The sequence below is a fragment of the Streptomyces niveus genome, assembly GCF_001723055.1.
In the GTDB taxonomy this organism is placed as follows: domain Bacteria; phylum Actinomycetota; class Actinomycetes; order Streptomycetales; family Streptomycetaceae; genus Streptomyces; species Streptomyces niveus.
In genome coordinates, this window is sequence record NZ_MDCR01000161.1 from 26,959 (window position 1) to 50,194 (window position 23,236).

Below are 23,236 nucleotides of genomic sequence, written 5' to 3' on the forward strand. Positions count from 1 at the left end.
TCCGGCCCCACCGGGCTCGTCGCCCTCCCTGCTTCGCTCCCGGAGTCTCTCTTCTACTCTGTTGACCCTGACTGCCGTACGCGCGGGGGGATTTGAGCGATGGTGCTCAGCAAGGACGATCCGCGGTCGATCGGCGGGTACAAGCTGGTCGACCGTCTCGGTTCCGGGGGCATGGGCGTTGTCTACCTCGGCAGGGCCCGCTCCGGGCGTGAGGTCGCGGTCAAAGTGGTCCACGCCCAGTACGCCGAGGACCAGGTCTTCCGTACCCGCTTCCGGCGGGAGATCACGGCCGTGCGCGGGGTGAGCGGAGCCTTCACCGCGCCGGTCATCGACGCGGACCCGGAGGCGGCGCGGCCGTGGATGGCCACGCAGTACGTGCCCGGCCCGGATCTGGCCGACCGGATCCGTGTGGACGGTCCTCTGGGCGGCACCGAATTGCGGCGGCTCGCGCTGGGGCTCGTCGAGGCGCTGCGCGATATCCACCGCGTCGGGGTGGTGCACAGGGATCTCAAGCCGGCGAACGTGCTGATGGCCCACGACGGACCTCGCGTCATCGACTTCGGGATCTCGCGTGCGGCGGAGAACCAGACCCTGACCGGGACGGGGGACCTCTTCGGCACGCCGCCGTTCATGTCTCCCGAGCAGTTGCAGGACCCCCGCTCGGTAGGACCGGCCTCGGACGTCTTCTCGCTGGCGGCCTTGCTGGTGTACGCGGCGACCGGATCCGGGCCGTTCGACGCGGACAGCCCGTACATGACGGCGCACCGGGTGATCAACGAGGAACCGGTGCTGGAGGAGGTGGAGCCGCCGCTGCGGGACATCGTGGCGCTCTGCCTGGCCAAGGAGCCGGCCGCCCGGCCGGAACTCGGCGAGCTGGCACAGCTGCTCGCCACCCTGCCCGAACCGGCAACGGACGACGTACCGGAGCCGGGCGACGTACCGGACGACGTACCGGACGACGTAACGAGCACCACTCTCAACGGCGGGCGACCCTCAACTTCTCGGGCCGTGGACGCCGCGGCGGCACGCGACGGACGTCGGCGATGGCTACGCCCGGCGATGGCCGCGACCGCTGGTGTCCTGGCGCTCGGCATCACCGCCTACGTCACCCTTGAGCAGCACGGCGAGGACGTGGCGGACGGGACAGGGGTACGGCAGTCCGCCGATCCGTCGCCGTCCGCGAGTTCGAGTCCGCGATGGAAGCCCGTGTCCAGCGGCTGGCAGCCCTGGCAGACGACCGTGCACGAACCCGCGGCGAACGGCGTCCCCAAGGCGGTCAACAGCTACGAGACGGGGGGCGGTGCGAACTGCGTGACGGACGACGGCTCTGTCTACTGCGGTGGCGATGGCGCGCTCCCGGTGCGTATCGACGCGACGACCGGTGAGACCGTCTGGCGTGCCACCTCCGTGCTGTCCGGAGAGGAAACCACTGTGGGCACCTACATGATCGGTGTTCGGGACGGCGCGCTGATCGTGCTGGAATCAACATTCGAGGGCGGCGTCGGCCAGGGCAACGTCGCCGGTCTTGACGCCGAGAACGGCAAACGGCTCTGGACCCACCCGGCGGAACCGGGCGGCAACACCGGGCTCCTGTCCGGGGACCTCGTCCTGATCGTGGACAAGGGCGGCCGGTCGGTGACGGCCAGGGAGCCCCGCACGGGGGTCAAGCGCTGGACGGGACAGCTGCCCGCGGACCACATCTGCGATCCCTTCAAGACCGAGGGTGACCCGTACGTGGTCTGTGAGCCGGTCTTCGAGGGCTCCACCAAGCCGATGCTTCTCGTCTTCGACCTGGACGACGGCAGTTCGCACCGCGTGACCAACCTGCCCGACGGGAGCCCGGCCGGAACTCACGACGGTCAACTGGTGTTCCTCGACTGGCGTTCGGACGGTACCGGCACCTCGCTGGAGGACATGATCTACACCCAGGCGGCCCTGTTCGACCCCGATGCCGGCTCCGCGAAGACGAAGGCCGTGCGGTTCCCGGACGAGCATCGGGGAACAGCGACGCTGCTGAACGGCACGCTCTACTTCGTGGCGTCGAAGGGCGAGGTGACGGCCGTGTCGCTGGAGACCGGCAAGCAGCTGTGGGTGACTCGGACGACCGTGGAACGGCTGGGCGAGCCCTTGCTCGACGAAGGCGGACGCACCCTCTACCTGACCAGCGGGAGCGGGCGCGTCCTGGCGCTCGACGCCCGTACCGGCAAGGAGTTGTGGCAGACCCAGCCGCGCGCCAGTGCGGTCGACGACGGAAGCGACCCCGTGCTTCTGCTCAACAACGGGGCGCTGATCGTCGGCACCCTGGACGCGACTGTCTTCACGCTCGACCCCAGTCGGCCTCAAATGAAGGCGGTGCCCGCCGTGTCGCCCTCGTGACTCCCCCTTCCCGGCAGCGCCGTTGCCACGTACCGCCGTCAGCGGCGCCGGCCGGTCTCAGCGGAACGCGGCCACATGACGGGCGGCCCAGTCCGCGAAGGGCCGTGGGGCGCGGCCGAGGACGCGCTCGACGTCAGGGCTGACGCGCGACTCGGCCGGGCTCGGGGAGCCGAGGATGTCCAGGGTGTCGTCGGCGAGTTCCGCCGGCATGCTCCGGCTCATGGCCGCCTTGGCCTCCTCGCGGGTGAGCTGGTGGAACCTCACCGGCGTGCCCAGCGCGGCGGCGATGGCCTCCGTCTGCCGGCGCGGGGTGATCACCTCCGGGCCGGTCAGCTCGTACGCGGCCCCGGTGTGCCGGTCCTCCAGCAGGCAGGCCGCCGCGACGGCGGCGATGTCCGCCGGGTCGACGACCGGCACCCCGATGTCGCCGAAGGGCGCGGCGACGGCCTGTCGCGCGCGGACCGACTCGGCCCACCACAGGGCGTTGGAGGCGAAGCCGCCCGGCCGCAGGATGGCCCACTCCAGGCCGGACTCCCGCAGTGTGTCCTCCAGCGCGCGCATAGCTATCCGTGTTTCGCCGAAGGGCCTGGTCACCACGCCCAGCGTGGAGAGCAGGACGACTCGGCGGACCCCGGCGGACGCGGCTTCGCCGATGATGTCGGCGGGGGCGGCCCCGGTGGCGTGCAGGTCGCCGGAGAGCAAGAGGAACAGCGCCTTCGCACCGTCCAGCGCGGGCCTGAGTCCGGCCGGCTCGGCCAGGTCGGCCACCACGTGGCGGACGCCGTCCGGCACCGCCGCCGTATGCCGTGACACGGCGGTCACCTGCTCGCCGGCCTCGGCCAGCGCCTGTGTCAACGGTCGGCCGATGTTGCCGGTAGCTCCGGTCACCACGATCATGATCAGCTCCTTGTCGGTTGTCCCCGGTCGTTCTCGGTGCCCGTCACGCTAGGAGCACCGGCTAACTTTTGGTAAGGACATACCTTGAGGTAAGCTCCTGGCATGGTGGGAGGCGTGCAGTTCAGAGAGGCCGAGTCGGGCAAGCGCTATGACGTGTTTCACACCGACTGCGCCGCGCGCGATGTGGTCGACCATGTGACCAGCAGGTGGGGCATCTGGGTGCTGATCTCCTTGCGGAGCAACGACCTTCGGTTCTACGAGCTGCGCGAGAGCATCCAGGGCATCAGCGAGAAGATGCTCGCCCAGACCCTGCGCGCGCTGGTCCAGGACGGCCTGGTCCGGCGGGAGGTCGAGCCGACGACACCGCCCCAAGTCACCTACGGGCTTACCGAGTTCGGCCGGGACATCGGCGAGCCGCTGAAGGAGCTGTTCGACCGCATCACGGGGCGGCTGTCGACGCACGGGGCGGCGGCGCGGGATGGCGACGGTCAACCGCGCCGGACGTCGTCCCGGTAGCGCGGGGCGAACTCCTCCTCGACGAACCGTTCGATGGACGTCGGGGTGGATGTGCGGCCGGTACGCGGCTGCTCCATCCGCGTGTGCCGGGAGTTAACGGCTTCGCCGACCTCGGCCATCATGTCCGCGACGTCGACGGACACACCGCTGTCGCGGAGTTCCGCGTGGAAGTCGGCGATGCCGCTCTGCTCGTACGTCAAGTCGTCGGCGCCCACGGCCTTCGCGATCACGGCCACGGCTTCCCGCATGCTCACGTCGCGCTCGCCCTGGAGCTCCAGGATCTCCGTACCGTGCCAGGTCCCCGTGGCGAGTTCGTCCCCGGCCCGGGCCCCGATGTCGGAGGTCGAGACGAAGGGCAGAGGAAGGTCGGGGTCGAAGGGAGCGCTGATGCGGCGGTGGGTCGCGGCGTTGTGTACGTGGCTGAGCAGGTTCTCCATGAAGTAGCCGGCCCGCAGCCACAGCGTGTCGACTCCGGGAACAGCCGAGAGGCGCTGCTCGAAGCGGTACAGCCCCTTGACGGGACCGGTGCCCTCGGGGTGCCCGGCCCCCCAGCTGCTGAGCCCGACGACACGGGTCACGCCGGACTCGGTGACCGCCCTGGTCAGGGAGGCCGCCACCCGGTCCTGGAACGCGCCGAAGTCCGGGTGATCGGGAAGGTAGTTGGGCTGGATCACCGCGTAGATCCCCTCCGCACCACGGAAGGCATCCGTCAGCGCGACCGGGTCGAGCGGGTCAGCCTCCCAGACCTCGGCGCCCTGTGCGGCAAGGTCGGCGAGACGCTGGGTGGAGCGGCCGACGGCGCGGACGCGGTGGCCGGCCGTGAGCAGGCGCAGTGCGGTGGCCCGTCCGGTGCGGCCACCGGCGCCGGTGATGACGAACATCGAGGTATCTCTCTTCCGTGGGGGTTGATGTGCTGGTGCTGCCGGGCCTTTCGGCAGGCGTTCGGCACGCTAGTCATCCGCCGAAGCGGGCGGGTAGGAGTGACACACCCACCCCGGTCCGCATGAGCACTCTGTTGCTTAGGCTGGTGGCATGAAGGTTTCAAGTGCGCACAAGAGCGGCGAACCGCTTGCGGCCTTCCTGCGTGCCAGACGGGACCGGGTGCGGCCCGAACATCACCGGCTGGCTCCGGGGCCGCAGCGCCAGGTGCCCGGACTGCGACGGGACGAAGTGGCGTTGCTGGCCGGTATCAGCACCGACTACTACGTGCGCCTCGAACAGGGGAGGGAACGCCGGCCGTCCCCCGCGGTGGTGAAGGGCCTGAGCCGGGCGTTGCTGCTGGACGCCGCGGCGGAGCGTTATCTGCGTGAACTCTCCGACACGGAGACTGTCCGGGGCGGCGAGGACGACGAGGCCGGCGACGCGTCCGGCATGGCGGCGGACCGCCTGGACGCCGTGCACCAACTGCTCGGCTCCATGACCGTGCCCGCCCTGCTGGTGAACCGATGGCTCGACATCGTGGACAGCAACGCACTCGGCGATCTTCTCCACGAGGGGCTGGAACCCCGGGACAACTACGCCCGCATGGTCTTCCTCGCCCCCGGAGCGCAGGAGTTCTTCACCGACTGGCCCGAACTCGCCCGCTGCGTGGTGGCGGCCCTGCGCGCCCAGGTCGGCTCCGAAGCGGGTTCGGCCCGCCTGGCACAGCTCCTGCCGGAACTGCTCGCGCACAGCGCGGTCTTCAAAGCCGCCTGGGGCGAGCACCACCTCTACGAGAAGGCGATCGACCACAAACAGTTCCAACACCCCAGGGCCGGATCGCTCGCGCTCGATCAGCATGTCCTGGAGCTGCCGGGAAGCGAAGGCCACCGAATCTGGGCCTTCCACCCGGCGGACGACGCGACCTCGAAGGCCCTGCTCCGCCTGACGACCGTCAGGCCGCGTCGGCGCGCTGGATGACGCGCCACGACTGCCATCCGCGGCAGGCGACGTAGGCGAAGATCGTGAGTGCGGCGACGGAGGTGTCGGTGATGGAGGACTGCATGCCTTCGGTGGTGTCCAGGATGGTGAAGGCGAGCACGGTCGCGGCGACCTTGTGGAAGATGACCATCTCCCAGATCGCGGGTACGTGCCGGGGCCGGTAGGCGAGCATCGCCCACATCGCGCTGAACACCAGATACCCGAACGTCCGCCAGCCCTCCACCATCATCCGGTCGTCACTGGCCGCGGCCATCAGGAACAGCCCGTTGACGAACACCGCGAACGTCACCGCGGAGTTCAGGCCCATCAGACCGCGCCCGACGAGATCCCAGCGCCGGGAAGGGGCGTCGTGGACCGTGACGGTGGGTGTGGTGGTCGCTGCGCTCATGACGAGACTCCTCTGACTTGGGAAGATCCGGAAGGTCCGGAAACTGAGAACACTGTTCTCTGTCGAGGGAGACGATGCCCCACCCCCTGGGTAAAGTCAAGAACAGTGTTCTCGTTTACGGTGCGACCTGACCGCCGCCCCGAAACCACGACGTCAGGGCCCTGCCCCTTAGGCTGAGGCCGTTGGCCGGTGCATCAAGTGGGGGGAGCGGGCCGATGGACGAGATGAGGGATGTCTTCCAGCCTCTTCAGGCGGCTGACCCGGCCGAGGTGGCGGGTTACCGGCTCGCCGCCCGGCTGGGGGCCGGTGGCATGGGGCGGGTCTACCTCGCGCATACCCAGGGCGGCCGGCCCGTGGCGATCAAGGTGGTGCGGCCCGAGCTGGCGGACGACCCGGACTTCCGGCGACGGTTCGGCCGGGAGATCAGGGCGGCCCAGCGCGTACGCGGGGCGTACACCGCCGAGTTGATCGACGCCGACGCCGACGGTGTACCGCCCTGGCTGGCCACGTTGTACGTGCCCGGGCCCTCCTTGGCGGAGGCCGTGGCACGTCAGGGTCCGCTGTCGGTGACCGCCGTGCTGTGGCTGATGGCGGGGATGGCCGAGGCGTTGCAGGCCATCCATGCCGAGGGCATCGTGCACCGGGACCTCAAGCCGTCGAACGTGCTGCTCGCCGCCGACGGGCCGCGCGTGATCGACTTCGGCATCGCACTCGCCGCGGCCGACGCCACTTCGTACACGGCGACGGGGCACACGGTCGGCACGCCCGCGTACATGGCACCGGAGCAGGCATCCGGACAAGAGGTCACGGCGGCGGCCGATGTCTTCGCTCTCGCCCAGACGGCGGCGTTCGCGGCGCTGGGCAGGCCGCTGTACGGCGACGGCCCGGGTGTCTACGTGCTGTACCGGATCGTGCACTCCGGCCCGGACCTGTCCCTGTTGCCCGAGGCTCTGCGTCCGCTCTTCGCCCGTTGCCTCGCCGCCGATCCGGCGGAGCGGGCGACACCGGCGGAGATCGTGGAGTGGTGCCGGCAGCGGTTGGGGGCGGACGCCGACGCGGGCGGGGCACCGGCCGTGTGGCGGGAGATCAGCGGACCGGAGGTCGCAGTTCCGCCACCGGTGCCCGACCCCACCCCGGTACAGCCACAGCCGCTGATCGCGCCTCCGCACCCCCCGGCCGGCTCGCTGCGGCCGACGCGGGCGGGTGGGCAGGCCGGCAGACGGCGTACCGCGCGGATCATGGTGATCGCTTCGGCGGTGGGCGCGCTGCTCCTGACGGTGCTGGCCTGGCGGGTCCTGGACGCGGAGGGCCGGAACGACCACCGGGACACCGCCGGCCCGTCGGCGTCCGTGACGGGCCCGGAGTCGCGGCCGTCGGACGCCTCGGACGCCCCGAACTCGGGGGGCTCCTCGGACTCGGGCGGCTCAGCGGCTCCGGGCGCCGGAGAACCCGTGGCCGAGGCGTCGTCCCAGGAGCCACAGCCCGAGCCGTACCCCTTGGTGATGCTGGACCGGAAGAACTCGATGAACCTCGAAGACCCGCACGCGGATGCGAAGCGAGGCGCGGGGGACATCCGCTTCGACTGCCCGACGGTCGGCTGCCAACTGGAGAGCGACACAAGCGTGTTCGTCCAGTTGCACCGCAAGCCGGGCGGCACTCTCGAAGATTGCCGCCTGCTGCTCAAGAACGCGAAGGACAACAGCCTCCCGCTCGCCGGCGCGGCGAACGGCAGCGAGATCTGCGTCAAAGGCCCCTCAGGGGACATCGGGCTGCTCGTGATCTCGACGAAGTCGACCGCGATGCCGGACATCGCCTTTCTCCAGGGTGACCTGACGATCTGGCGAGACGCGGCCTAGAGCCGTTGTTCAGGCCGTGCGAGCGGCTTTCTCGACGGCGGACCGCAGCTCGTCCACGCCGATCCCGACGGCTGCGGCGTGTTCCGCGAAGGCGTTCTCGACGGCGGCCGCAGCTTCCACCCACGGTCGCCACTCCTGCGGCGACGAGCCGCGCGACCGTGCCTCCTCGGCCGCGGCGTTCAGCGTCCGCTGAAGGTCGATCAGTGATTCCGGAGGTCCGCTTTCGTTGCTCACGGGGGCATCGTAGGCGGCGCCGCCACGGCAGCGGCGGTTATCCATCGTTCTCTTCTCTGCCGCCGAAGTGCTTCTGTCGCGCGGCGACAGCGGCCCGCCGTTCATCAAGCCGACGTACGGTATTCCATAACCCGTAATCTTCAATTCTCCATTGGTTACCGGAAGTTGCCTATTGGCTGCCGGCGGCGGGCTCCGTAATGGCCCGCACTAAACGCGTACGGGAAAAGACTTCACGGAATCGTGCAACCATTCACCGATTCTCCATGTCTGATCAGTGGAGTCAGCGGACTTCAGAGACTGACTGGATCGGGCGTCCCGTGCGCCCCTTTTGCAGACGTGGGGAAACACATGCGCATTCGTGCCTCTGTCGCGGTAATGACAGGCGCCCTGGCCCTTTCCGCTCTCGCCGTCCCGGCGGCGCAGGCGGATGACAGCAACTCCGTCTCCAAGTTCACGCGGAGCGTCAAGGCCGACGCGGCGGTCGGCCCGTCCGACGACGTCAGCGGAGACACCACCATCTCGAACGTGGTCGTGAACGGCGGCAAGCCCGTCGTCATGGGCGCGACCACCAAGAACACCTTCACGGTCAGCTTCACCGCCGCGGACGACTCGGGCATCGACTGGGCCGCCGCGGTGGTCTGGCGCGGTTCGACCTTCGACGACCTCGACGGCGGCATGGTGCCCAACGAGGAAGAGGCCGTCTGCACCAAGGTCAACACCACGACCTCCACCTGCAAGCAGACCTTCACCTTCGACGCCAACTACGACCTGGTGAACAGCCTGGCCGGCGGCTGGAAGGTCTGGGCGCTCGCTCAGGGCACGGACTTCGACTTCGTCCAGAAGGACAACGCCAAGGGCTTCAGCCTCCAGCGCATGTCGAAGCTGACGGTCAACGCGTCGCCCGAGCCGGTGGTGAAGGGCAAGACCATCACCGTCACCGGCGCGCTGACCCGTGCCGACTGGGAGACGAACAAGTACGCGGGACTCAGCGGCCAGTCGGTGGTTCTCCAGTTCCGCAAGGCGGGCACCACCAACTACACCAACGTCAAGGGCATCAAGTCGGCCACGGGCGGCGCGCTGAAGACCACGGTCACGGCGTCCACCGACGGCTACTACCGCTTCACCTACGCGGGCATCGCGTCCACGGCGGCGGTCAGCGCCGCGGGTGACTACGTCGACGTGAAGTAGCCCGTAGCCCCGCAGACCACTGAACCCCCGGGCCGTCGGCCCGGGGGTTCGTCGTGGAGCCCGTGAGACAGACCTCGCGCGGTTATCCGGCGAGGACGTCGCCGAAGTACGACAGGCCCGAGGGTCCGCCGACCGAGGCGGCGCCGAAGGAGGTCGAACCGGTGGCGGTGACGCCGCTCGTACCGGACTTGAAGAGCCAGACCGAACCCGCGCCCCCGTTCTCGGCGAAGGCGCCGGCGATCAGCTCCGCGCGGCCGTCGTTGTTGCTGTCCGTGAGTTCGACGGAGGAGCCGAACTGGTCGTCGGCCTCGGCCGCACCCGGTACGCCCGCCGTGTCCTGCGTGAAGCTCTTGGAACCCGTGCCGGTCAGGCCCTTGGCGGAGCCCCGCAGCACGGTGACCGTACCCGTGGCCCGCTTGCTTCCCGTCGCCTCGGCCGGTGCGCCGATCGCGATGTCCGCGTAGCCGTCGCGGTTGGTGTCACCCGCGGCCAGACTCCACCCAAAGCGGTCACCCTTCTTGGCGGTGCCGGGAACCGCGGTGGTGTCCTGGGTGATACGGACCGGGGTACGGGTGGACAGCCCGGCCGCGCTGCCGTACGTCACGGTGACCGCGCCTCCGAGACCGCCGTTGGGTTCGTCGGTGGACTTCTCCATGAAGTTGCCGGTGACGATGTCGCCGTAACCGTCCTTGTCGACATCGGAGATGACCGCCGCGTAGCCCCCGGCGACCTTGCTCGACGCCTTGAGACCGGTCGTGCTCCCCTTGTAGAGGACGCTGCGGGTCCGGTACGCGCTACCGCTCTCCTCCTGGCCCATGACCAGGAGGTCGGTCGCGCCGTCGCCGTTGACGTTCCCCGCGACGATCCTGTCGGCGTTGATGCCGGTCTGGCTCATCGTGTCGATTCCGACGAGGCCCGCCGCCTTGCCGGTCCGGGAGATGGGTCCCTTGAAGATGTTCAGCTCGGGTGCGGCGATGTTGACGGCGGCCAGGTCGGTGCGGCCGTCCCCGTCGAAGTCACCGGAAGCAAGGCCCCAGCCGAGCTCGTTGCGGTACTTGGGCAGCGGCGCCGAGATGTCGACGGCGGACTTCAGCCCGCTCGCGCCGCCCCAGACGACGGTGATGACGCCGGAGGAGTCTGTGCTGCCGATCCGCTCGCCGTGCACGCCGACGACCAGGTCGGTGTATCCGTCACCGTCGAGGTCACCGGTGGTGAGACGGTCGCCGAAGTAGTCACTGGTCTCCGGCGTTCCCGGAATGCCGGTGGTGGCCTGGCTGATGATGGTGCGCTTGGACTTGTCGAGCCCGTTCTTGGTGCCGTAGACGACGGCCACGTACCCGGCCCCCGCCTTCCCACTGATCTTCCCGAGGGGCGCGGCGATCGCGAGATCGCGGTAACCGTCGCCGTTGAAGTCGCCCTGCATCCCGGACGGCGCCGCGACGGCGCTGCCCCCGGCGGCGAGAAGCAGCCCGCTGACGAGGGCGGCCGATGCGGTGGTCGCGAGGATGGTGCGGAGGTTCTGCTGCATGCGTGTCTTTTTCTCCTACGGCACGCCGGACGCCGTGACGGCTGTCCGATTCGGTGTTCCGATCCGACGACGTGCCGAGGGGGCCGGCTCCTGCCAAGCTCCCGACCCCGTACACACGCATCGCTCGATGCAGGTGTGACCACCGAAGGGGCCCGGGGGTTGTACGGGCTCCGCCGCTGCTAGCCCGCCGGTTCCGGGGAGGGGCGGAAGCCGTTGGGGGCGGTGGGGGACGTGTAACCCTGTTCCATCGAGAGCGTGCGGGCCGCTCGCAGGGCCGTTTCGGTGGCGCGGGTGCGGGCCAGGGGGTCGCGCATGCGGCGGCCCGCCGCGGCCAGGGTGATGCTGGACGTCGTCTGTCCGGTGGAGCCGAACACCGGGGCGGACACGGCCCAGACGTCGTCGTCCAGTTCGTTCTCGCACACGTCGAAACCCTGCATCCGTACCTGCACGAGATGCGCGGTCACGTGCTCCTCCGTGTGCGGGGTGTCCGCCGTGTAGGCCGTCAACTCCTGTGCGCGCAGCACCCTGGCGACGGTCTCGGGGGTCTGGTACGCGAGGATGCTGCGCGCCGAGGCGGCGGCGTGCGGTGGCATGTCCTGGCCGACGCGGACGAACAGGCGCAGCGGGTGTATGCCCTCGACCAGGGCCACGCAGAGCAGGCGGGTGCCGGTGAGTTCGGTGAGGAACACCGTCTCGCCGCTCTCCCTCGCGGCCTCCTCCATGGGGCGCGGTGGGCTGACCGCCGTGCCCTGGGAGGCGACGGCCATCGTGGACAGTTCGGTGAAGGCCGGTCCGAGGAAGTAGCGGCGGTTGGTGGGGGAGCGGGTCACGTAGCGTTCTTCGACGAGCGCGGCCATCACCCGGTGCAGGCTGCCTATCGGGATGCCCAACTCCTCGTGCAGCTGTTGCAACGACATACCGCGCGAGTGGGCCGCGATGGCCCGCAGGACGCGCAGCGTTCTGGTGTAACTGTCGGTACTCAGCGGTCTGTCCGTTCGTTGAGGCCAAGGAACCACCCGGCGCCTGCCGGGCGCTGTTCAGGACGTGACCGCGGAGTCACGTGACCGCGGAGTCCGCCTGCGGAGCGTCGTCGTTCGAGAGTAGCTCCGCGGCGCTCACGGCCACCCGCAGCATGGCGAGTTGGGCGGGACGGTAGTCCTCCAGCCAGTCGTCGGTGGCCCGGTTGGCGTGCGCGACCAGGACGGCGCCCGCCCGTACGCCGAGGGCCCCGGCCACCGCCAGCACCGTCTCGGTCTCCATCTCCACTCCGTCGACGCCCAGTCCGCGCAGGACGTCCATCCGCGCGGCGGCACGTTCCTCGTGTCCGGGGAGCGGTCGTCCCTGCCCGAGGTAGTACGAGTCGACCGTGGCGACGGTGATCTCGGTGAGCGGTACGTCGAGGCCGAGCGCCGCCCGCCGGAGCGCGGTCAGTACGGCCGGATGGGCCGCCGGTCCTGCCGGGCCGGCGGGATAGTGCGAGGCGGCGCCGCTGCCCGGCACCGCCCTGGTGGCCGCGCAGACGGTGCCTGGCGGTATACGGCCCGTCAGGGCGCCCATGCCGCCGGTGCGCAGCACGGTCCTGACGCCGAGCCGGGCGAGTTCGACGACGGCGATCTCGGTGGAGGGCCCTCCGATGCCGGTCGAGCAGACCGCGATCCGCCGGCCGCCGGGCGCCCGGCCGACGCCGACCCTGAACTCCCGGTTCTGGCCGAGGATCCGGAAGTCGTCGAGCACCTCGGCGGTCAGGTCGACCCGGGCGGGGTCTCCCGGGAGCAGGCAGACCGGTGGGAGGGCTTCGGCGGCGGCGCCGGCCGGGAGATGCGGCGGCGCCCCCCTGTGCCATGGATCCTGCGCGCTTCTCGCCATCGGCGACAACCTCCGTATGAGTTGGTGGGTTCAACAGGTGGAAAAGGGATGTGACGGGGTCATAACTTTTCGGCATCCGGGCCGTGATCGCACGGGCTCGTACGGGCCTCCGTGCGGCCGTGTGCCGCGAGTTGCCGCGAAAAAATCGAACCAGCATCACGGTATACACCGAATTGCGGGCCAGATCTAGGTCTTGACTGTGGCCGGAAAACAGCTCAACCTGCTGAACAGCGCAGTGGAAACGCCATTTCCAGATACGGAAGCTGCGAGGCGGTGGTGTGCCGGTGCCCGGAACGATCCCGCCGGGCTCCGTACGGCCACCGAGCCGCCGTGACTATTGAGGAGATCTTCATGCCAGACCACCCCATATCCGCCGATGGCAGGTGTCACCGCGGCGCCGGCGTCCTGGTCCGCACGACCGCGTGGGCGTGGTCCGCATGAGCCCCCTCCTGTCGGTGCGCGGTGTCCACAAGACCTACGCCGCCGCCAAGCGCTCGAAGGTGGTGGCTCTGGAGGACGTCGACCTGGACGTGGGCGAGGGCGAGATCGTCGCGCTCATCGGCCCCTCGGGCTGTGGCAAGTCGACGCTGCTGAGGATGATGGCCGGCCTGGACACGGACTTCGAAGGTGACCTGAGCTGGAGCGTCCCGCCCCGCCCGGGAAAGGACATCGGCTTCGTCTTCCAGGAGCCGGCGCTGCTTCCCTGGCGTACGGTGCGGCGCAACGTCTCCCTGGGTCTGGAGGCGCAGCGCGACACCTCGGAGCAGGGGCGCGAACAGGTGACGACCCTGCTCGACCTGGTCGGTCTCACCGACTTCGCCGACTCGTTCCCCAAGGAGCTGTCCGGCGGCATGCGCCAGCGCACCGCCATCGCGCGGGCGTTGGCCTACAACCCCCGGATCCTGCTCATGGACGAGCCCTTCGGGGCGCTGGACGCGATCACCAGGGACCGGCTCCACGACGACCTGCTGCGCATCTGGGAGACGACCCACAAGACGATCGTCCTGGTCACCCACAGCGTCGAGGAGGCCACCTACCTCGCCGACCGCGTGGCCGTGATGTCGGCGCGGCCGGGCCGTATCAAGGCCGTCCACACCGTCCCCCTGAGCCGTGAACGCACCCCCGAGACCCGGCAGTTGCCCGAGTTCGCGAAGTTCGCCGGCATGCTCCGTCAGGAGCTGGTGTGAGCATGGAGACCCTCACCCGCCGCCGGGGCACCGACCGGGATGTGAAGGGTTCCGCCGCGTCCGGCCCCGGTGACAGCGGCACGGCCCGCACGGTGGCCGTACGCGTACTGACACCGCTTGCCTATGTGGCGGCCGTGCTGGCCGCCTGGAGCGCGTACGTCTCGCTGGCCGACGTACCGTCCTATCTGCTGCCCGCGCCCGGTGACGTGCTGGACGCGGGGGTGAAGCTCGTACAGGACGGCACGCTCTGGCCCAACCTCACGTACACCCTGCGCAACATCGTGCTGGGGTTCGTCGGCGGCTCGCTGATCGGTATCGCCCTGGGCTGGGTCCTGTGGGCCTCCCGCACCGTACGGGAGATCCTCGCCCCCTACATGGTGCTGCTCCAGGCGGCTCCCAAGATCGCCGTCGCGCCCCTGCTGGTGCTGTGGTTCGGTCTCAGCCTGACCTCGCAGTACGCGCTCATCCTGCTGCTGGTCTTCTTCCCGATGGCCATGGCCACGGTGCTCGGGCTGAAGGACGTTCCCGCGGACATCGGCACGTTGGGCCGGCTGCTGCATCTGTCCCGCTGGCAGTACCTGCGGATGATCCAGCTCCCGGCGGCCGTGCCCGCGCTGCTGGCCGGCGCCAAGATCGCCGTCATCGACGCCATGACCGGCGCGTTCCTGGCGGAGTACCTCGCCTCCGAACGCGGCCTCGGCTACCTCATGGTGCTCGGCAACACCTCCAGTGACACCCCCCTGTTGATCGCCGCGGTCCTCATCACGGTCGCCGTCGGGCTCCTCGGCTTCGGCCTCGTCTCCCTGGCCGAGCGCAGGCTGCTGCGCGGACGCCGCTGAGTCCCACTCCCACCTCGCCCTAAGGAAAGATCATGAACAGAAGGCCCCTGAAGCTGGCCGGCATCCCCGCCGTCGCCGTCGCCGCCGCTCTCCTCGCCGCGTGCAGCCCCGGCTCCTCCGAGTCGGCGAAGACATCGGCCGACGGCACCAAGAAGGTCACCATCCAGATCGACGGCGCCGCGGTGCCGTACTACGCACCGCTGTACGCGGCCAAGGAGCAGGGGTACTTCTCCGACGCGGGCCTGGACGTCGAGTTCACCTACGCCCAGGGCTCCGACATCGTGAAGAACGTGGCGTCGGGCAACGTCGACTTCGGCTTCCCGAACGGCGACTCGGTCGTCACCGCGTACGGCAAGGGCATCAAGACCAAGGTCGTGCACACCACGTACCAGCAGGGCATCGGCGCGCTGCTGTCGCAGCCCTCGGCGAACATCAAGTCCCCCGCCGACCTGAAGGGCAAGACCGTCGCGGTCACCGACCTCGGCAGCCCGAACTACATCCAGCTCCAGGCGATGCTGGAGAGCGCCGGACTGAAGCTGTCCGACGTCAAGGTCCGCACCCTGGGCACCGGCGTCATCGTGGACGCGCTGAAGAACGGGCAGGTCGACGCGATCGTCTTCTCGCGCCTGCGCTACTACGCGCTCCAGTCCGCCGGGGTCGACGTGAACCAGATACTCAGCGACAAGTACCTGCCCTCCTTCGGCAACGTCGTCATCGCCGGCGAGGACAAGGTGAAGAACGACCCGGACACGGTCAAGGCGTTCGACAAGGCGCTGAACAGCGGCATCGAGTACACCGTCAAGAACCCGCGCGCGGCCGTCGACATGTCCGTCCAGAAGTACGCCACCTCCTTCAAGGGCCAGGAGAAGGAGATCACCACGATCGTCGAGGACCTCTTCGCCAAGAGCCTGTGGCAGTCGGCCAACACCGAGAAGAACGGCCTGGGCTCCCCGGACCTCGCCCGCTGGCAGCAGGCCATCGACTCCCAGAAGGAGTTCAAGCTCCTCGACTCGTCCTTCGACGCCGGTGACCTGGTGGTGAAGCCGAATGACCTCGGCTGAGGCGCCCGCCCGTACCGGCCGGACGGCCGACGCCGTCCGGCCGGTGGTGGTCGGCACGCTGTCCCTGCTGGCCGGCGTCGGGCTCTGGTGGCTGGTCACGGTGGCCTTCGGGATACCGGCCTACAAGCTGCCGAGCCCGGTCGCGGTGGCCGAGCACGCCTGGCAGCTGACCGCGGACGACGTGCTCACGGTGCACGTCCAGCAGACGCTGGCCGAGGTCGCGCAGGGTGTACTGATCGGCGCGGTGGCCGGGGTCGTCCTGGCGATCCTCTTCACCCGCGTGCCGCTGGTCGAACGGCTGCTGATGCCGCTCGTCATCGTGGCGCAGGTGACCCCGAAGATCTCGATCGCTCCGCTGATCGTGCTCTGGCTGGGCCTGGGCGTCGGCTCCAAGATCGCCCTCGTGGCCCTGGTGTCGTTCTACCCCGTCATGATCAACATGGTGACGCGGCTGCGGTCCGTGCCCAAGGGCGTCGACGACCTGGCCCGCCTGCTGCGTATCGGACCGGTCGCCAGAGCCGTGAAGATCGACCTGCCGTACAGCCTGCCGGCCATCGCCGTGGGTCTGCGCCTGGGGGTTCTCCAGGCGGTGACGGCGGCGGTCATCGGCGAGTTCATCGGGGCGCAGTCGGGGCTGGGCTACCTGGAGAAGCAGGCACAGGACAACGACGACATCAAGCTCGTGATCATCTGCCTCGGGCTGCTCTGTCTCATGGCGTGGGTGATGTACGCGCTGATCGGCTGGGCCGAGCGCAAGCTCACCGAGCGATTCGGCGGCTGACACGCGGCGACCACGGCACACTCCCCGCCCCCTTTCCTCGATCCCTCTGACGCAGAAGGCAGGCCCCATGACGGAGGTTCAGGACCACAGTCCCGCGGCGCTCGACGACCGCGACCGGCATTTCGCGGACCACGCCGCGTACGGGACCGATCTCGGGGTCTCGCTGGGCGCGCTGCGGCTGGCCAATCCCGTCATGCCCGCGTCCGGCTGCTTCGGTCCCGAACTGGCCGGTCTCCTGCCGGTGCACGAGCTGGGCGCGGTGGTCACCAAGACCCTGTTCTCACAGCGGCGTTCCGGCAACCCCTCGCACCGGCTCACCGAGAGCGCCCAGGGGATGCTGAACAGCGTCGGCATCCCCAGTCCGGGCTCGGCGGAGTTCATCCGTACGGTGCTGCCCCGCTACCGGTCCTTCGGGGTCCCCGTCGTGGTGAGCGTCGGGGGTCTTGCCGTGGAGGAGTACCTGCGGATCACGGAGGAACTCGCCGACGTCCGCTGCGAGGCGCTGGAGGTGAACGTCTCCTGCCCGAACCTTGAGCACGGCGGGCTCGCCATCGGAACGGACGCGGCGACCGTGGAGCGCGTCGTCTCCGGTGTCGTGGCACGGACCTCGCTGCCCGTCATCGTCAAACTGACGCCGAACGTGACGTCGATCGGCGACATCGCGCGGGCCGCCGAGCAGGCGGGCGCGACCGCCGTGACCGTCGCCAACACCTTCCCCGGCATGGCCATCGACCTGGAGGGGCGGAGCGCGGTGCTGGGCAACGGGGTGGGGGGACTGTCCGGCCCCGCGGTACGGCCCATGGTGCTGCGGCTGGTGTGGCAGGCCGCCGCGGCCGTCCGGATACCCGTCGTCGGATGCGGCGGCGTCAGCACCGCGCGGGACGTCCTGGAGTTCGTACTGGCCGGGGCCACCGCCGTACAGATGGGCACCGCGACGTTCACCCGCCCGTACGCGATGACCCAGGTCCTGCGGGACCTCGACGCCCTGTGCCACGAACTCGGCATCGCCCGCCTCGCGGACGTACGGGGCACGGTGCGGATCTGACCTCGTACGTCCCGACCACGCGCGCTCTCCACAGACCGTCGTCCCATCCACGGAGCCCCCATGAACCTCGCCCAGGTCCTGCGTACGGCACCTGACGCCCCCAGCGCCTTCCAGAGCGCCCGGCAACGAAGCGCCGAACTGTACGCCGACATAATCGCGGTGGCCCCCGGCGGCGACGGCCGCGTCGACATCGAAGCCGTCCAGAGCAGGCCCTCGATCCTGCGCCGAACCGCCGCGCTGCTGTCCGAAGCGCTCCCGCCCGGCACCGACCGGTTGGTGTGCGCGGCCCCCGACGGCATCGCCGTCACCACCGCCCTGGCCCTGCACACGGGGCTGCCGTTCGCGACGGTCACCGGTACCGGGGACGACGCCCGGCTGACCGGCGAGGCGCACGCGGGCGAACACGCGGTCGTCGTCGTGCCGTTGGTGGGCGCGGCTCCGGGCGCGCCGCAGGACGCGGCTCCGGGCCCGGCCCAGGACGCGGCTCCGGGCCCGGCACAGGGCGCGGCGCCAGTGGTACGCGCCGCCCTCGACGCCGGGATGCGGGTCTCCCACGTCCTCAGCGTGCTCGACAGCGGCAGTGGGAGCGGCGACCGCAGCGTGGCGGACGTACTCCGGGAACAGTACGAAGTACGGTTCCACGCGCTCTTCCCCGCCCACTCCGCCCCGCCCACCTTCTCCGCGTTCTCCACCACCGACCAGAAAGAGGTGGATCCCCGATGACCGAAAGCACCTCCGCGATTCTCTCCGGCGTCCGTGAACTCGGCGCGGCCACGGACGCGTACGGCACCACCCTGAACACGCAGGTCTCCCCGGCCGCGGCCGACCTCATCGGGCGGGCCGTCGCCGACGCCGTACGCGACCTGGCGCCGGACCGCGTCTCGGTGTGGGAGAGCGGCGACGAAGCCGTGCTCGCCCACATCGTGGCCCTCGCGACGGGCGCGACCGTCGTACGGGTCGCCGACGAGTCCGGCATCACCTCCGTCACCCCGGCGATCACCCCCGGCGACCGGGTCGTGCTGCTGGCGACCGCCTGGGAACCGCGCCGGCTCCAGACGATGCTCGGCCTGCTGCGCGGCGGTGGCGCCGAGGTGACGGCGGTGGCCGCCGTCCTGCACACGCCGGCGCTCGACGCGGCGGGTTCCGTACCCGTGGTGTCGCTGCTCTCCGAGGCGGAAGCCTCATCGGCCGGGCTCTGATGAGCGCACCGATACCCGCCGCTCTCGACCGCGCCGACGCCGACCGGCTCCGAACGCACCTGGACACCTTCGCCGGAATGTCGGAGCCGGGCGGGGGCGCCGGCGTCACCCGCCTCGCCTACACGCCGCTGGAGCGCGCGGCCCATGACGTATACGCGTCGCACATGCGGGCGCTCGGCCTCGGCGTACATACGGACACGGCCGGCAACACGATCGCCGAACTGCCCGGTACGAACCCCGGACTGCCGGGCCTGGGCACCGGTTCCCATCTCGACAGCGTGCCGGGAGCCGGCGCGTACGACGGCATAGCCGGGGTGGTCGCGGCGATGGAGGTGGCACGGCTGTTCGTCTCCGGCGGGGTCCGGCTCACCCGGCCGGTCCGCTTCGTGGCCTTCGCCGCCGAGGAGGGAGCCCGCTTCGGGCAGGCGTGCACGGGCAGCCGGATCGTCGCGGGGCTGACCGGCCCCGCCGACCTGGCGGCCAAACAGGACGCCGACGGCGTATCGCTGGCGCGGGCCATGACCGCCGTGGGCCTCGACCCGAACGACACCGAGGCGGCCCGCTGGCGCGGCGAGGACTGGGCCGCCTTCCTCGAACTGCACATCGAGCAGGGCTCCTTGCTGGCTTCCGAGTCCGTGCCCGTCGGACTGGTCGACCTGATCTCGGGCAGTACCCGGCTGCGCCTCGATCTCACCGGACGGGCCTCGCACACCGGGGGAACGCCGATGCGGATGAGGGCCGACGCGATGGCCGCGGCGGCGGAGGTCATCCTGATGATCGAGACCCTCGCCAACGACAGCCGTCATCACGGCACCCGCGCGACCGTCGGACGCATGCACGCCTCGCCCGGGTCCCTGACCACGATCGCCGGGAGCGCGGAGGTGTATGTCGACGTCCGGGACGTCGACAACGACCGGCAGCGGCTGACCGCGGCGGAGATCGTCGACAGCGCGCAGAACATCTGCTCGCGGCGCGGGATCGGCTGCGAGTCCCGGCTGCTGGCCGACGCCTCCCCCGTCATCCTCCCCAGATGGCTCCGGGACACGGTCGCGGAGGCCGCGACGGCGGCCGGGATCGCGCACCGGGTCATGCCCAGCGGGGCCAGCCACGACGCGCAGATGATCAACCACGTGGTGCCCACCGGCATGATCTTCGTGCCCAGTCACAACGGAGGGGTCAGCCACAGTCCCGAGGAACTGACGCGTCCGGCCGAACTCGCCGTAGGCACCGACATCCTGGCATCGGGTCTTCTGCGACTCGACGCCCGGCTGTCCGCACAGGAGGCCACCGCAGCATGAACACCCCCCTCGACACGGAGGCCGGCATACCGGTCCGGGACAGCGTGACACCGCTGTCCGACGGCGGGACCAGGACCGGGGCCGGACTGCCCGCCCCGACCTGGCACCGTGCCCGGGTCCTCGTCTCCACCCCGTACGGCCGGGGCTATCACTTTCTGCGCCTGGAGGCACCGAGCATCGCCCGGACGTGCCAGGCGGGACAGTTCGTGATGCTGACGGCCGCCCGGGACGGCGACGACGGCCCGGTCCTGCCGCGCCCCATGGCCGTGTACGGCCGCGACCCGCGGGCCGGCACCATCGACATCCTCCTCGGAGTGGTCGGCGACGGCACCCGCCGGCTGGCCTCCTTCGGGCCGGACGAGCGCATGCTGGTCGTGGGGCCGCTGGGCCAGGGCTTCCGGCTTGCCCCGCGAACGCGGCGTGTCCTGCTGGTCGGACGGGGCATCGGGACCTGCTCGCTGACCACGGTCGCCCAGGAGTGCGCCGGGACGGACGTCGAGATCGTCGCCGTGGCCAGCGGCAGAAGCGCGGACAGGGTCGTGGGCGCGGACGTCTACCGGGCGGCCGGGGTGACACGGCTGCACGAGGTCACCGACGACACCGGCGCCAGCGACGTGGCCCGGCTCCGGGACCTGCTGACGGCGGACCTCGACCAGGCACCTCCGCAGCAGATCATGACGTGCGGTTCGGAGCGGCTGGCCCGGCTCTGCGAGGAGCTCGGCCGGCGCTGGTCGGCGGACGTCCAGGTGTCACTGGAAGCCCATATGGCCTGCGGCCTGGGGTACTGCCACGGCTGCGCCACCGGGACCAGAAGCGGCCCCGAGGAGTCCCCGCTGATCTGCGCGGACGGCCCGGTCTTCCGCCTCTCACGGCAGGACGCGGAGCGGTGAACGGCCCTGCCGGGACGACGATCCTGCGAGGCGTACGGCCGCTGGGCGGCGCGCCGCGGGACGTGACCGTACGCGGCAGCCGTATCGCCGCCGTGACGCCACCCGGGAACGGGTCCTCCGACGGCACGGCGGCCGACTGCGACGGGCTGATCATGCTGCCCGCCCTGGTGGATCTCCACACCCACCTGCGCGAGCCCGGTGACACGCCCTCGGAGACCATCGCGAGCGGCACGAGGGCGGCGGCGCACGGCGGCTACTCCGACGTGCTCGCCATGGCCAACTGCGTACCGGTGACCGACAGTCCGGAGCGCGTACGGCACATCGTCGAGCGGGCGGCGCGCACCGCGTCCTGCCGGGTGCATCCGGTGGGGGCCGTCACCGGCGGGCTCGCCGGCCGCGAGCTCGCGCCGCTCGACGCCATGGCCGCGGCGGGCGCCGTGATGTTCTCCGACGACGGCGTCTGTGTCGACGATCCCGCCCTGCTGGTACGGGCGTTGGAGGCGGCCCGCCGTACCGGAACCCTCGTCGCCCAGCACGCGCAGTGCCCGCGCCTCGTGGAGCGGGGCCAGGTCAACGCCGGCGCGGCGGCGCGGGCCACCGGTCTGCCGCCCTGGCCGGCGACGGGCGAGGAGACGATCGTCGCCCGTGACGTGGTGCTGGCCGGGGCCACCGGCGGACGTCTGCACATCTGTCACGTCTCCACGGCGGGCACCGTCGAGATCGTCAGGTGGGCCAAGTCGCGCGGCTGGCCCGTAACGGCCGAGGTGACACCCCACCACCTGCTGCTCACCGATCTGATGACGCGCGACGCCGACCCTCTGCACAAGGTGAACCCGCCGCTGCGCGGCGCGCGGGACGTGGCGGCGCTGCGCGCGGCCCTGCGCGACGGGACCATCGACGCCGTCGCCACCGACCACGCCCCGCACACCGCGTCGAGCAAGGACAACCACTGGTGCGAGGCGCCCTTCGGCATGCTGGGCCTGGAGACAGCGCTCCCGGTGGTCGCGGAGGCCCTGGGCGCCGGGGGCGAACCGGACTGGGACCTCGTGGCCGCGGTGATGTCGACACGTCCCGCCCGTATCGCGGGCCTCGCCGACGTGGCGGGGCGACCGTTGCGGGCGGGGGAGCCGGCGACGTTCACCCTGGTGGATCCCCGGGCCGACTGGCGGGTGGACCGGACCGAGTCGGTCAGCGCGTCCGACAACACCCCGTTCCACGGCATGACGTTCCGCCATCGCGTGGTCGCGACCGTGGTCGAGGGCCGCGTCACCGCCGACATCGACCACAGACTGGCCTCCGCCACCGGCTGAGCCGATGCCCCGCTTCAGGGCTTTCTGGCAACCGCCCCGTACATGGCGATGTCGCGGCCGTCGACCCCGGCCTGTTCAGGACCCGGGTGCCAGGTGTGCACCTGGGTGACTCCGGGCTCCTCCAGTTCCAGCCCGTCGAAGAACGACGTCGCGGTCGGGAGATCGCGGAGCGCCATGGGCATGTTCTGCTGCCGGTACTCCTGCGCCACCCGGTTGACCTCCTCCGGCGCGAAGTCGGCGGTGCCGATGGTCATCGCCAGATAGCTGCCGGACGGCAGCGGGTCCAGCAGCCGCTTGACCAGGCGCCGGTCGTCCGGAGGCAGGATGAAGTGCAGGATGCCGATCAGCATCAGGCCGACGGGCCGGCTCAGATCGATGAGGTCGCGGAACTCGGGGCTCTCCAGAATGGTGTCGGGGTCGTGCATGTCGGCGTCGACGTACGCGGTGGCCCCTTCGGGCGTGCTCTGGAGCAGGGCGCGGGCGTGGGCGAGGACGACGGGGTCGTTGTCGACGTAGACCACGTGCGATTCCGGCGCCACCTCCTGCACGACCTCGTGCAGGTTGGGCGAGGTCGGCAGACCGGTCCCGACGTCGAGGAACTGGCGGATGCCGCGCTCCTGGGCGAGGAAGCGGCCGGCGCGGTGCATGAACCGGCGGTTCTCCATCATGTGGACGGGCAGGGCGGGCCAGTGCCGGCACATGGCCTTGCCCGCTTCGACGTCGACGGGGTAGTGATCCTTGCCGCCGAGGATGTAGTCGTACACCCGGGCCGAGTGGGCGCGCGAGGTGGCGAGTCCGCTCTGTCGATCCTGCGGAGCATTCATGCGGCGCCTCTTTCGGGTCAAGGACGGCTCACC

The 23,236-nt window shown here is 70.5% G+C and carries 23 protein-coding genes; 15 read left to right on the forward strand and 8 right to left on the reverse strand.

Annotation, left to right across the window (positions count from 1 at the left end):
• The first annotated feature begins 99 nt into the window (after positions 1-99).
• Positions 100-2,376, forward strand: a complete 2,277-nt coding sequence (locus BHU15_RS19780) for a protein kinase domain-containing protein (protein ID WP_069628403.1) — start codon at positions 100-102, stop codon at positions 2,374-2,376.
• A 57-nt stretch (positions 2,377-2,433) separates the two neighbouring features.
• Here the strand turns inward: BHU15_RS19780 and BHU15_RS19785 are convergent, their stop codons facing one another.
• A complete protein-coding gene (locus tag BHU15_RS19785; RefSeq protein ID WP_069628404.1) occupies positions 2,434-3,273 on the reverse strand; it encodes an SDR family oxidoreductase in 840 nt (279 codons plus the stop codon).
• A 102-nt stretch (positions 3,274-3,375) separates the two neighbouring features.
• On the opposite strand from BHU15_RS19785, the gene BHU15_RS19790 reads away from it, so the two are divergent.
• A complete protein-coding gene (locus BHU15_RS19790; RefSeq protein WP_069628405.1) occupies positions 3,376-3,789 on the forward strand; it encodes a winged helix-turn-helix transcriptional regulator in 414 nt (137 codons plus the stop codon).
• On the opposite strand, the gene BHU15_RS19795 is transcribed toward BHU15_RS19790, so the two are convergent.
• On the reverse strand, positions 3,762-4,670 hold the full coding sequence (locus tag BHU15_RS19795) for an NmrA family NAD(P)-binding protein (RefSeq protein ID WP_069628406.1): 909 nt from the start codon (positions 4,668-4,670) through the stop codon (positions 3,762-3,764). The genes BHU15_RS19790 and BHU15_RS19795 overlap by 28 nt on opposite strands.
• Positions 4,671-4,821: 151 nt before the next feature.
• Between BHU15_RS19795 and BHU15_RS19800 the strand changes: the two genes are divergently transcribed.
• Complete coding sequence (locus BHU15_RS19800) at positions 4,822-5,688, forward strand: helix-turn-helix domain-containing protein (protein ID WP_079128255.1); 867 nt, start codon at positions 4,822-4,824, stop codon at positions 5,686-5,688.
• Here BHU15_RS19800 and BHU15_RS19805 read toward each other — a convergent pair.
• Positions 5,663-6,097, reverse strand: a complete 435-nt coding sequence (locus BHU15_RS19805; RefSeq protein WP_069628408.1) for a hypothetical protein — start codon at positions 6,095-6,097, stop codon at positions 5,663-5,665. The genes BHU15_RS19800 and BHU15_RS19805 overlap by 26 nt on opposite strands.
• Positions 6,098-6,312: 215 nt before the next feature.
• On the opposite strand from BHU15_RS19805, the gene BHU15_RS19810 reads away from it, so the two are divergent.
• Positions 6,313-7,953, forward strand: coding sequence for a serine/threonine-protein kinase (locus BHU15_RS19810; protein WP_069628409.1), 1,641 nt, complete (start codon positions 6,313-6,315; stop codon positions 7,951-7,953).
• Between the two features lie 9 nt (positions 7,954-7,962).
• Here BHU15_RS19810 and BHU15_RS19815 read toward each other — a convergent pair whose 3' ends face one another.
• Positions 7,963-8,187 carry a hypothetical protein gene (locus BHU15_RS19815; RefSeq protein ID WP_069628410.1) on the reverse strand — a complete coding sequence of 75 codons (225 nt, stop codon included), beginning with the start codon at positions 8,185-8,187 and terminating at the stop codon, positions 7,963-7,965.
• Between the two features lie 375 nt (positions 8,188-8,562).
• Here BHU15_RS19815 and BHU15_RS19820 point away from each other — a divergent pair, with 375 nt between their 5' ends.
• On the forward strand, positions 8,563-9,375 hold the full coding sequence (locus tag BHU15_RS19820; RefSeq protein ID WP_348538501.1) for a DUF5707 domain-containing protein: 813 nt from the start codon (positions 8,563-8,565) through the stop codon (positions 9,373-9,375).
• Positions 9,376-9,457: 82 nt separating this feature from the next.
• On the opposite strand, the gene BHU15_RS19825 is transcribed toward BHU15_RS19820, so the two are convergent.
• The 3 genes from BHU15_RS19825 to BHU15_RS19835 form a co-directional block, all read right to left on the reverse strand.
• Positions 9,458-10,903: an FG-GAP and VCBS repeat-containing protein gene (locus BHU15_RS19825; protein ID WP_069628412.1), complete on the reverse strand. Its 1,446-nt coding sequence runs from the start codon at positions 10,901-10,903 to the stop codon at positions 9,458-9,460.
• A 179-nt stretch (positions 10,904-11,082) separates the two neighbouring features.
• On the reverse strand, positions 11,083-11,919 hold the full coding sequence (locus tag BHU15_RS19830; protein ID WP_255293153.1) for an IclR family transcriptional regulator: 837 nt from the start codon (positions 11,917-11,919) through the stop codon (positions 11,083-11,085).
• A 40-nt stretch (positions 11,920-11,959) separates the two neighbouring features.
• Positions 11,960-12,769 (reverse strand): nucleoside phosphorylase, encoded by an 810-nt coding sequence (locus BHU15_RS19835; protein ID WP_079128256.1) that lies wholly within the window; start codon positions 12,767-12,769, stop codon positions 11,960-11,962.
• 437 nt (positions 12,770-13,206) lie between these two features.
• Between BHU15_RS19835 and BHU15_RS19840 the strand changes: the two genes are divergently transcribed.
• The 10 genes from BHU15_RS19840 to BHU15_RS19885 all read left to right on the forward strand — a co-directional run bounded on the left by BHU15_RS19840 (position 13,207) and on the right by BHU15_RS19885 (position 22,379).
• Positions 13,207-13,956 (forward strand): ABC transporter ATP-binding protein, encoded by a 750-nt coding sequence (locus BHU15_RS19840; RefSeq protein ID WP_069628446.1) that lies wholly within the window; start codon positions 13,207-13,209, stop codon positions 13,954-13,956.
• Positions 13,957-13,958: 2 nt separating this feature from the next.
• Positions 13,959-14,795 (forward strand): ABC transporter permease, encoded by an 837-nt coding sequence (locus tag BHU15_RS19845; protein ID WP_245685975.1) that lies wholly within the window; start codon positions 13,959-13,961, stop codon positions 14,793-14,795.
• 32 nt (positions 14,796-14,827) lie between these two features.
• Positions 14,828-15,856, forward strand: a complete 1,029-nt coding sequence (locus BHU15_RS19850) for an ABC transporter substrate-binding protein (protein WP_069628413.1) — start codon at positions 14,828-14,830, stop codon at positions 15,854-15,856.
• Positions 15,843-16,637: an ABC transporter permease gene (locus BHU15_RS19855; protein WP_069628414.1), complete on the forward strand. Its 795-nt coding sequence runs from the start codon at positions 15,843-15,845 to the stop codon at positions 16,635-16,637. Before BHU15_RS19850 ends, BHU15_RS19855 begins: the two co-directional genes overlap by 14 nt.
• Before the next feature lie 67 nt (positions 16,638-16,704).
• Positions 16,705-17,682, forward strand: coding sequence for a dihydroorotate dehydrogenase (locus BHU15_RS19860; RefSeq protein WP_069628415.1), 978 nt, complete (start codon positions 16,705-16,707; stop codon positions 17,680-17,682).
• 60 nt (positions 17,683-17,742) lie between these two features.
• Positions 17,743-18,405, forward strand: coding sequence for a hypothetical protein (locus BHU15_RS19865; protein WP_069628416.1), 663 nt, complete (start codon positions 17,743-17,745; stop codon positions 18,403-18,405).
• Positions 18,402-18,881, forward strand: a complete 480-nt coding sequence (locus BHU15_RS19870; protein ID WP_069628417.1) for a hypothetical protein — start codon at positions 18,402-18,404, stop codon at positions 18,879-18,881. The genes BHU15_RS19865 and BHU15_RS19870 overlap by 4 nt, the downstream gene beginning before the upstream one ends.
• A complete protein-coding gene (locus BHU15_RS19875; protein WP_069628418.1) occupies positions 18,881-20,179 on the forward strand; it encodes a Zn-dependent hydrolase in 1,299 nt (432 codons plus the stop codon). Before BHU15_RS19870 ends, BHU15_RS19875 begins: the two co-directional genes overlap by 1 nt.
• Positions 20,176-21,069, forward strand: a complete 894-nt coding sequence (locus BHU15_RS19880) for an iron-sulfur cluster-binding protein (protein WP_069628419.1) — start codon at positions 20,176-20,178, stop codon at positions 21,067-21,069. The genes BHU15_RS19875 and BHU15_RS19880 overlap by 4 nt, the downstream gene beginning before the upstream one ends.
• On the forward strand, positions 21,066-22,379 hold the full coding sequence (locus BHU15_RS19885; protein WP_069628420.1) for a dihydroorotase: 1,314 nt from the start codon (positions 21,066-21,068) through the stop codon (positions 22,377-22,379). Before BHU15_RS19880 ends, BHU15_RS19885 begins: the two co-directional genes overlap by 4 nt.
• A 14-nt stretch (positions 22,380-22,393) precedes the next feature.
• Here the strand turns inward: BHU15_RS19885 and BHU15_RS19890 are convergent, their stop codons facing one another.
• A complete protein-coding gene (locus BHU15_RS19890; RefSeq protein ID WP_069628421.1) occupies positions 22,394-23,203 on the reverse strand; it encodes an SAM-dependent methyltransferase in 810 nt (269 codons plus the stop codon).
• Positions 23,204-23,236 lie beyond the last annotated feature (33 nt).

Bases quoted from the DNA above. Each gene is read 5' to 3' on its own strand.
- BHU15_RS19780 (WP_069628403.1), top strand. From the start codon at position 100: ATGGTGCTCAGCAAGGACGATCCGCGGTCGATCGGCGGGTACAAGCTG.
- BHU15_RS19785 (WP_069628404.1), bottom strand. From the start codon at position 3,273: ATGATCGTGGTGACCGGAGCTACCGGCAACATCGGCCGACCGTTGACA.
- BHU15_RS19790 (WP_069628405.1), top strand. From the start codon at position 3,376: ATGGTGGGAGGCGTGCAGTTCAGAGAGGCCGAGTCGGGCAAGCGCTAT.
- BHU15_RS19795 (WP_069628406.1), bottom strand. From the start codon at position 4,670: ATGTTCGTCATCACCGGCGCCGGTGGCCGCACCGGACGGGCCACCGCA.
- BHU15_RS19800 (WP_079128255.1), top strand. From the start codon at position 4,822: ATGAAGGTTTCAAGTGCGCACAAGAGCGGCGAACCGCTTGCGGCCTTC.
- BHU15_RS19805 (WP_069628408.1), bottom strand. From the start codon at position 6,097: ATGAGCGCAGCGACCACCACACCCACCGTCACGGTCCACGACGCCCCT.
- BHU15_RS19810 (WP_069628409.1), top strand. From the start codon at position 6,313: ATGGACGAGATGAGGGATGTCTTCCAGCCTCTTCAGGCGGCTGACCCG.
- BHU15_RS19820 (WP_348538501.1), top strand. From the start codon at position 8,563: ATGACAGGCGCCCTGGCCCTTTCCGCTCTCGCCGTCCCGGCGGCGCAG.
- BHU15_RS19825 (WP_069628412.1), bottom strand. From the start codon at position 10,903: ATGCAGCAGAACCTCCGCACCATCCTCGCGACCACCGCATCGGCCGCC.
- BHU15_RS19835 (WP_079128256.1), bottom strand. From the start codon at position 12,769: ATGGCGAGAAGCGCGCAGGATCCATGGCACAGGGGGGCGCCGCCGCAT.
- BHU15_RS19840 (WP_069628446.1), top strand. From the start codon at position 13,207: ATGAGCCCCCTCCTGTCGGTGCGCGGTGTCCACAAGACCTACGCCGCC.
- BHU15_RS19845 (WP_245685975.1), top strand. From the start codon at position 13,959: ATGGAGACCCTCACCCGCCGCCGGGGCACCGACCGGGATGTGAAGGGT.
- BHU15_RS19850 (WP_069628413.1), top strand. From the start codon at position 14,828: ATGAACAGAAGGCCCCTGAAGCTGGCCGGCATCCCCGCCGTCGCCGTC.
- BHU15_RS19855 (WP_069628414.1), top strand. From the start codon at position 15,843: ATGACCTCGGCTGAGGCGCCCGCCCGTACCGGCCGGACGGCCGACGCC.
- BHU15_RS19860 (WP_069628415.1), top strand. From the start codon at position 16,705: ATGACGGAGGTTCAGGACCACAGTCCCGCGGCGCTCGACGACCGCGAC.
- BHU15_RS19865 (WP_069628416.1), top strand. From the start codon at position 17,743: ATGAACCTCGCCCAGGTCCTGCGTACGGCACCTGACGCCCCCAGCGCC.
- BHU15_RS19870 (WP_069628417.1), top strand. From the start codon at position 18,402: ATGACCGAAAGCACCTCCGCGATTCTCTCCGGCGTCCGTGAACTCGGC.
- BHU15_RS19875 (WP_069628418.1), top strand. From the start codon at position 18,881: ATGAGCGCACCGATACCCGCCGCTCTCGACCGCGCCGACGCCGACCGG.
- BHU15_RS19880 (WP_069628419.1), top strand. From the start codon at position 20,176: ATGAACACCCCCCTCGACACGGAGGCCGGCATACCGGTCCGGGACAGC.
- BHU15_RS19890 (WP_069628421.1), bottom strand. From the start codon at position 23,203: ATGAATGCTCCGCAGGATCGACAGAGCGGACTCGCCACCTCGCGCGCC.